This window comes from Ruegeria sp. CE12 (assembly GCF_056537525.1).
The window spans coordinates 347,073-354,364 of sequence record NZ_JBQFRS010000005.1 but is presented as its reverse complement, the minus strand read 5'-3'; the positions used below and the strand labels follow the sequence as shown (position 1 = coordinate 354,364).

Below are 7,292 nucleotides of genomic sequence, written 5' to 3'. Positions count from 1 at the left end.
AGTTCTACTTCCGTACAACTGACGTGACCGGCACCGTGACCCTGGCAGCTGGCACCGAGATGGTTATGCCTGGCGACAACGTCGGCTTCACTGTCGAGCTGATCGCTCCGATCGCGATGGAAGACGGCCTGCGTTTCGCGATCCGCGAAGGCGGCCGCACCGTCGGCGCCGGCGTCGTCTCGAAAATCATCGAGTAAGTCGCGCCAGCGAATATCCAAAGAAAGGGCGTCCCTCGGGACGCCCTTTTTCGTTTTTGCCTAAACCAACAGTAATGCTAACTTCTTTCGTATTGAGACATTGCAATTAGAAAGAGGTCATAAGATGCACTTTTCGGCGCGTTCAGTTTGTCTTGTCGCAGCAGTTGCTTTCTCATCCACCTCAGCGTCCTCACAACAGATTGCGGATCGGATCTATTTGGGCGGGCCAATTGTAACGATGGACGATACGGCTCCGTCAGCCGAAGCTGTTGCAGTCAAAGACGGACGCATTCTTGCGATTGGTCCGCTGTCTGACTTGTCGGCGCATCAGGGTGAAGAAACTGAAACCTATGATCTGGAAGGGCGCGCGATGCTTCCGGGGTTCGTTGATAGCCACGGACATGTCGTCATGGGCGGTTTGCAGGCACTGTCAGCTAACCTTCTTGCGCCACCGGACGGGGATGTCATTGATATCGCCAGTCTGCAATCCACACTGACTGACTGGGCCGAAGAGAATGCGCAGGCCGTTGAACAGGTCCAAATGATCATCGGCTTCGGTTACGACAATGCTCAATTAAAGGAACTCCGTCACCCAACACGACAAGAGCTGGACAGGGTGTCCGAGGACTTGCCCGTTGTCATTATTCATCAGTCCGGGCACCTAGGCGTGGCAAACTCGAAAGCGCTGGAGTTGGCTGGTATCACGGCGGCGTCCGAAGCACCTCCGGGTGGGGTCATTCAACGCGATGAAGCCGGTGAACCAAATGGAGTTCTGGAAGAATACGCGTTCTTTTCGGTTCTCGTGCCGATGTTGGGGAATTTGGGTGAGGAAGGGCTTGCCGAATTCGCCCGAGCTGGGACCGAACTTTGGGCAAAGTTTGGGTATACGACCGGACAAGAAGGTCGATCTTCAGGCGAAATTGTCGAAGTTCTCAGGAAAGTTGCCGCCGAAGAAGGGCTTCCTATCGACGTTGTAGCGTTTCCGGATGTTCTCGAGTCGAGGGAGTATATTGAAGCAAACACCTCGGCGGATTATGACAACCGGGTTCGGGTAGGGGGCTGCAAGCTGACAATTGACGGTTCGCCGCAGGGCTTCACGGCTTTGCGGGATCGACCCTACTATGATCCGGTTGGAAACTATGCCGCGGGGTACGCAGGTTATGCCGCCATAACCATGGAACAACTCCAGGACGCCGTGAACTGGTGTTACGAGAATGATTTCCAGATCCTTGTGCATTCCAACGGCGAAGGAGCATCTGACATGCTGATTGCTGCGCTCGAAGAGGCGCAGATCAAGTATGGCGACCCTGGCAACCGCCCGGTTTTGGTTCACGGTCAGTTTCTGCGAGAGGATCAAGTTGCCAGTTTTAAGCGCCTTGGTGTGTTTCCGTCGCTATTCCCGATGCATACGTTCTATTGGGGCGATTGGCACCGAGATCATACTGTTGGGCCGGTCAATGCAGACAATATCTCTCCCACAGGATGGCTACGCGAACGTGACATTATGTTCGGCACTCATCACGATGCGCCGGTGGCCTTTCCAGACAGCATGCGTGTTCTTGCAGCTACGGTTACGCGCCGTACGCGCTCCGGTGATATCTTGGGACCGCATCAGCGGGTAGATGCCATGACCGCACTAAAGGCAATGACGATCTGGCCGGCATGGCAGCATTTTGAGGAAGATGAGAAGGGCTCGATTGAGGTCGGCAAAGTGGCGGATTTTGTGATCCTGTCGGATGATCCCACGGCAGTCGATCCGGAGACTCTGGCTGAACTTGAGGTGCTGGTGACTGTCAAAGGGGATGAGGTTGTCTATGAAGCTGAGGAGGGCGTCAGAGAGGGCAATTTGCAATTCTCGCCATTTTCAAATGACCCTGTGATTGCTCATCTTTTCCTGCACGCGGTTTATCAAGGCATGAGGGTTGAAGACCCGTGGCTTGTTAGAAACTAGCCTATCGAATTTGGGAAACTGAGATAACACCGAGATGGTCATGCCCGGCGACAACGTGTCGTTCGGCGTTGAGCTGATCGCGCCGATCGCGATGGAAAACGGTCTGCGCTTCGCGATCCGCGAAGGCGGCCGCACCGTCGGCGCCGGCGTTGTGTCGAAAATCGTCGAGTAAGGCGCGCTTGCCGTGCCTGGTTGCGGCAGGCGATTTTCTAAAGGAAAATCTGCCGGGAGCAACTCGGTTGAACTAAAGAAGGCCGTCCCAAAAGGGGCGGCCTTTTTCATATCTTTCAGCGGACACTGATTATGTCTTGCGCCCGTGTCACCAACGTCTAGTTTTCTAGCATAATTGGAGAATGAAGGAATTTGGTAAATTGATGGAAGTCGATGACTATACTCGAAAATTCTGGGAGATATTCCAGCCAGGTTACCCTGAGAGAATAGTTGAAATTGCTGAAAACAAAAGCCGTTTCGCCTACTATACTAGTGCAGACACGGCTCTGAAGGTTATCCGCAACAAGGAGCTCTGGTTCCGCAATGCGACCGTTATGAACGATTTTTCGGAAATCTCGTATGGCATTGATCTAATACATAAAGTCTTTTCGGGCGAGGCTGGAGAGCGTTTCAGGGAAGCCGTTGAGGACATATTTGAAGGGACGATCAGTCTTGTTGATGAACGTCTGCAAGGTTGGATGCACGATTGGGAACTGGAAACATACATCGCATGCATTTCCGAGCACAGTGAGGACGAAGATAAGAGCGGGCGGCTGTCGATGTGGCGTGCCTATGGTGATACCGCACTTGTTGTAAATAATGCTCCAATGATGGCGTTTACTGACAAGTTGGCGGTCTACTCTGCGCCAGTGATGTATCTATCTGAAGATGCATATCGGGCTCGGCTGGATCAGATTACGGACGCCATATTAATAAACCGCAAATATTTGCAGTCATTGGGGCAAGATACAGTCGTCACTTACATTCACCACATGTTGTTTCATACTGCCATCGTCACAAAGCACCCGGGGTTTTCTGAAGAGCGGGAATGGCGTCTCTTCTACCGGCCAAATGAAGAACGCAGTGCCGCTATGGAAAGGCGTGTCGAGGTGCTGGGAGGTGTTCCGCAGATTGTCTACGTCATGCCTTTGAAACATGATCCAGAAGTTGGCTTGTTTGGTGCTGACGCGCCAAGTTTGTTGGATCGGGTCATTATTGGGCCCACAGAGTACCCCTATGTAAGTGCTCAGGCATTTCGGCAAGTGTTGGAAGAGGCGAACGTGACTGAGTATCGAGAAAAGGTGGTTTCGTCGGATATTCCTTTGCGCACGGACTAGGACAGAACACAGATGAATGCGCAAGTAGGTTTCACTTACCCCCTTGCCAAACCCCACCAACCCCACTAATACGCGCGAGTTCTCAATAAGAACATCAAGGCGGGGTGATTCCCGCCTTTTGGGTTCGAAGAGGGTTGGCGATGCGCGTCTGTCCTCCTCTCAACCTCAACGCCTAAAAAAGGCTGTTATTATGCAAAGCCAAAACATCCGTATTCGGCTGAAGGCATTTGACTATCGCGTTCTGGATGCCAGCACGCAAGAGATCGTCAACACTGCCAAGCGGACCGGCGCGAACGTGCGCGGCCCGATCCCGCTGCCGAACAAGATTGAGAAGTTCACGGTTCTCCGTGGCCCTCACGTTGACAAGAAATCCCGCGACCAGTTCGAGATCCGTACGCACAAGCGTCTGCTCGACATCGTTGATCCGACCCCCCAGACCGTTGACGCGCTGATGAAGCTCGACCTCGCTGCTGGTGTGGACGTCGAGATCAAGCTGCAGTCGTAAGATCGGAGGGTATAGATTATGCGCTCTGGTATTATCGCAAAAAAAGTTGGCATGACCCGCCTGTTCATGGAAGACGGCAAGCAGATCCCTGTGACCGTTCTTCACCTGGACAACCTGCAGGTTGTTGCACAGCGTACCGCTGACAAAGACGGCTACACCGCCGTTCAGCTGGGCGCCGGTGCTGCCAAGGCAAAACGCACCTCGAAAGCCATGCGCGGTCACTATGCCGCTGCAAAGGTTGAGCCCAAGCGTAAGCTGGCCGAGTTCCGCGTCTCCGAAGATGGCCTGATTGATGTGGGCGCCGAGATTTCGGCAGAACACTTCCTGGAAGGTCAGAAGGTTGACGTTTCGGGTACCTCGATCGGTAAAGGCTTTGCCGGTGCGATGAAGCGTTGGAACTTTGGTGGTCTGCGCGCCTCGCACGGTGTTTCGATCAGCCACCGTTCGCACGGTTCGACCGGTCAGTGTCAGGACCCGGGCAAGGTTTTCAAAGGCAAGAAGATGGCCGGTCACATGGGTGCTGCCCGTGTTACCACCCAGAACCTGGAAGTCGTCAAAACCGACGCCGACCGTGGTCTGGTCTTCATCAAAGGCGCCGTTCCCGGACCGAAATCGGGCTGGGTCACCGTCAAGGACGCCGTCAAGAAGAAAGCACCGGAAGGCCTGCCTTTCCCGGCTGCTGTGAAATCGGCTGCAACCGAAGCACCTGCGGAAGAAGCTCCCGCGGAAGGTGGTGAAGCATGAAACTTGATGTAATCAAACTGGACGGCGGCAAAGCCGGCAACATCGAGCTGGATGCGGACCTGTTCGGCCTGGAGCCGCGCGCGGACATCCTGCACCGTGTGGTCCGTTGGCAGCGCAACAACGCGCAGGCTGGCACCCACAAGGTAAAGACCCGCTCGGAAACCAGCTACTCGACCAAGAAGATCTATCGCCAGAAGGGCACCGGTGGCGCACGCCATGGTGACCGTAACGCGCCGATCTTCCGCAAGGGTGGTATCTACAAGGGCCCGACCCCTCGTTCGCACGGCCACGACCTGCCGAAGAAGTTCCGCAAGCTTGGCCTGCGCCACGCTCTGTCGGCAAAAGCCAAAGCAGGTGAACTGGTTGTGATCGAGAACGCCGAAGCCGAAGGCAAGACCGCCGCACTGGCCAAACAGGTTGCAAACCTGGGCTGGAAACGCGCTCTGGTCATCGACGGCGCGACCGTGAACGAAGGTTTCCTGAAGGCGTCGCGCAACATCGAAGGTCTGGATATCCTGCCGTCGATGGGTGCAAACGTTTATGACATCCTCAAGCGTGACACCCTGGTGCTCACCAAAGCGGCTGTCGAAGCACTGGAGGCTCGTCTGAAATGAGCGCGAAGGCAGAACACTACGACGTGATCCGCAAGCCGATCATCACCGAAAAGTCGACCATGGCGTCCGAAAACGGCGCGGTTGTCTTTGAAGTGGCGATCGACAGCAACAAGCCGCAGATCAAAGAGGCCGTTGAGGCGCTGTTTGGTGTGAAGGTCAAAGCGGTGAACACCACCGTGACCAAAGGCAAGGTCAAGCGGTTCCGTGGCCAGCTGGGCCGTCGGAAAGACGTCAAAAAAGCATATGTGACCCTGGAAGAGGGTAACACCATCGACGTTTCCACCGGTCTCTGATCGGACCCGTCTTTGGGATGAGATTAAGGCCCCCGCGAAAGCGGGGGTTTTTCTTTTGCCAGTTCAGAAGCATGTTGATCGAGAGATTTGGGTAAGTCTGCACCGCAGTCGTTTACTGGATCGACAGATCGATATTGTACCCAACTGTTTTGCCGGCGTCCCGGTCATTGCCCATGAGGTAAACACGGATTGTATAGTTTCCGCTTTCGGGCAGATCGATTGTGGTGGTATTGCCGTTGATGGATCCATTGTAGATCGCGGCACCATCGCTGTCAGGGGGCAGGATGTTGTAGTAAATCGTGCCATTGCCGTTGGTATCGGCCACGTTCAGCTCGACAAACATTTTCTGGCCTGCGTTGGCACCGAGTTTATAGTCGAAATACTCATCGCCAGTTATCGTGCCGTTAACCATGGTTCCGTAGTTTCCGGGTGCAAACTTAACGTCTGCCACTCTTTGCGCCTGCACGGATGACCCGATTAGGGAAAGTGCAAAGACCAGTGGGAGTATCTTCTTCATGGTCGCGTCCTTTGAGCTATGGAAATCGTAGCGAAGCCTAGCATTGTGACAGGCTATGGCAAAATCTCAGGTCAATGGAGTTGGAGTTTAGATCAGGCAGGCTGAATGATGCCGGATGTGAGAGCCGCCAAAGCCGTAAGAAAGGTCAAGCGGTTCCAAGGCTAACCGGGCGGTCGGAAGGTCGTCGAAAAGCATATGTGAGCCCGGAAGAGGGTGGCTCCATTAACGTGAGCGCCAATCTTTGATCGGCTTTGCTGCGCCAAAGCGTCCTTTGTGTGTCTATTTCCGTGAATGCTCAAGACGTGTCTTGAGTGTTTTTGCCTCTGAACTATGGTCGCCGGGGATATCCAAGTTACATTGAAGATCATGCAGGATATCGACAAAACACGGGAAAATCTAAGCGAGAAAACACCTCTGTTCCGACGTTTCCAGAGACTGTTTCAGAGAGCGGAAGTTAAGCATCCTGACACTGATCTTGCTTCGAATCCTGATGCTGTGCGTGCACAAGTACTGACGCAGATGCGTAGGTTCAGTTCCGAGCCTTATTTTCAGATTGCGGATGAGAAGCTGCGGCTGTTGTCGGTTTTCGATGATCTTAAATATGACCGGGCGGATGTGGACATGGTCTCTCCGGCGATGCGTAAGCACGTCGTTGGCAAGCTTGGGCCGCTGGGCTTTCGTCAGACCTCCGGCACGGTAATAGAGCACGCCGAGGCTGACATACGCGTGCACATCCCTAAGTTCCACGCCCTTGGCGCATCTCCTTTCGACATCGCGCGCTATACCCAAAAACGCCCACAGGATTATTGCCTGCTGACGCCCACGCAGGTGGCTTGTCAGTTCGTGGACAGCTATGAGCTGGACGATGCTGTGCAGCGGATTGAGGTGCTGATTGCGAAGCACCCGATCAACCTGCTCAAGCTTGCGGATTATCTGGAAGGCAAGCCCAAGCACCGTGCCTTTCGCGAGGTGCTGGGCCATATCAAGCGCCAGCAGCGCATTGCAGTGGAGTCCGAGCCGCTCTGCAGAAGGCGGTCGCTAGGGTGAGAGTATCGCTACCCATCGGAGACGCGTCAAAAGCAGAGGTGAGCCTGGTAGAGAGCAACACATGTCGGCCTGTCCAGCTATCCGTGATCGGAAACG

General features: G+C 54.4%; 9 protein-coding genes and 1 pseudogene. 9 read left to right on the top strand and 1 reads right to left on the bottom strand.

Features of this window, described 5'->3' with window-relative positions; all coding sequences use genetic code 11:
- From ACR0IO_RS14755 to ACR0IO_RS14720, 8 genes and pseudogenes are all read left to right on the top strand, one after another.
- The coding region (locus tag ACR0IO_RS14755) for an EF-Tu C-terminal domain-related protein (RefSeq protein WP_480742360.1) at positions 1-197 on the top strand (197 nt) is incomplete at its 5' end.
- 238 nt (positions 198-435) lie between these two features.
- On the top strand, positions 436-2,148 hold the full coding sequence (locus tag ACR0IO_RS14750) for an amidohydrolase (RefSeq protein WP_480742359.1): 1,713 nt from the start codon (positions 436-438) through the stop codon (positions 2,146-2,148).
- Between the two features lie 22 nt (positions 2,149-2,170).
- Positions 2,171-2,320, top strand: a pseudogene (locus ACR0IO_RS14745) (EF-Tu C-terminal domain-related protein); the annotation flags it as partial.
- A 181-nt stretch (positions 2,321-2,501) separates the two neighbouring features.
- Positions 2,502-3,476 (top strand): DUF2971 domain-containing protein, encoded by a 975-nt coding sequence (locus ACR0IO_RS14740; RefSeq protein ID WP_480742358.1) that lies wholly within the window; start codon positions 2,502-2,504, stop codon positions 3,474-3,476.
- A gap of 190 nt (positions 3,477-3,666) precedes the next feature.
- Positions 3,667-3,981 carry a 30S ribosomal protein S10 gene (gene rpsJ, locus ACR0IO_RS14735; RefSeq protein ID WP_008756422.1) on the top strand — a complete coding sequence of 105 codons (315 nt, stop codon included), beginning with the start codon at positions 3,667-3,669 and terminating at the stop codon, positions 3,979-3,981.
- 18 nt (positions 3,982-3,999) lie between these two features.
- Positions 4,000-4,725 (top strand): 50S ribosomal protein L3, encoded by a 726-nt coding sequence (rplC, locus tag ACR0IO_RS14730; RefSeq protein ID WP_170515968.1) that lies wholly within the window; start codon positions 4,000-4,002, stop codon positions 4,723-4,725.
- On the top strand, positions 4,722-5,339 hold the full coding sequence (rplD, locus tag ACR0IO_RS14725) for a 50S ribosomal protein L4 (protein ID WP_170334382.1): 618 nt from the start codon (positions 4,722-4,724) through the stop codon (positions 5,337-5,339). Before rplC ends, rplD begins: the two co-directional genes overlap by 4 nt.
- A complete protein-coding gene (locus ACR0IO_RS14720) occupies positions 5,336-5,632 on the top strand; it encodes a 50S ribosomal protein L23 (protein WP_008757532.1) in 297 nt (98 codons plus the stop codon). The genes rplD and ACR0IO_RS14720 overlap by 4 nt, the downstream gene beginning before the upstream one ends.
- A gap of 112 nt (positions 5,633-5,744) precedes the next feature.
- Here the strand turns inward: ACR0IO_RS14720 and ACR0IO_RS14715 are convergent, their stop codons facing one another.
- Positions 5,745-6,149, bottom strand: a complete 405-nt coding sequence (locus ACR0IO_RS14715; protein ID WP_480742357.1) for a hypothetical protein — start codon at positions 6,147-6,149, stop codon at positions 5,745-5,747.
- A 366-nt stretch (positions 6,150-6,515) separates the two neighbouring features.
- On the opposite strand from ACR0IO_RS14715, the gene ACR0IO_RS14710 reads away from it, so the two are divergent.
- Positions 6,516-7,196, top strand: coding sequence for a hypothetical protein (locus ACR0IO_RS14710; RefSeq protein ID WP_480742356.1), 681 nt, complete (start codon positions 6,516-6,518; stop codon positions 7,194-7,196).
- Positions 7,197-7,292 lie beyond the last annotated feature (96 nt).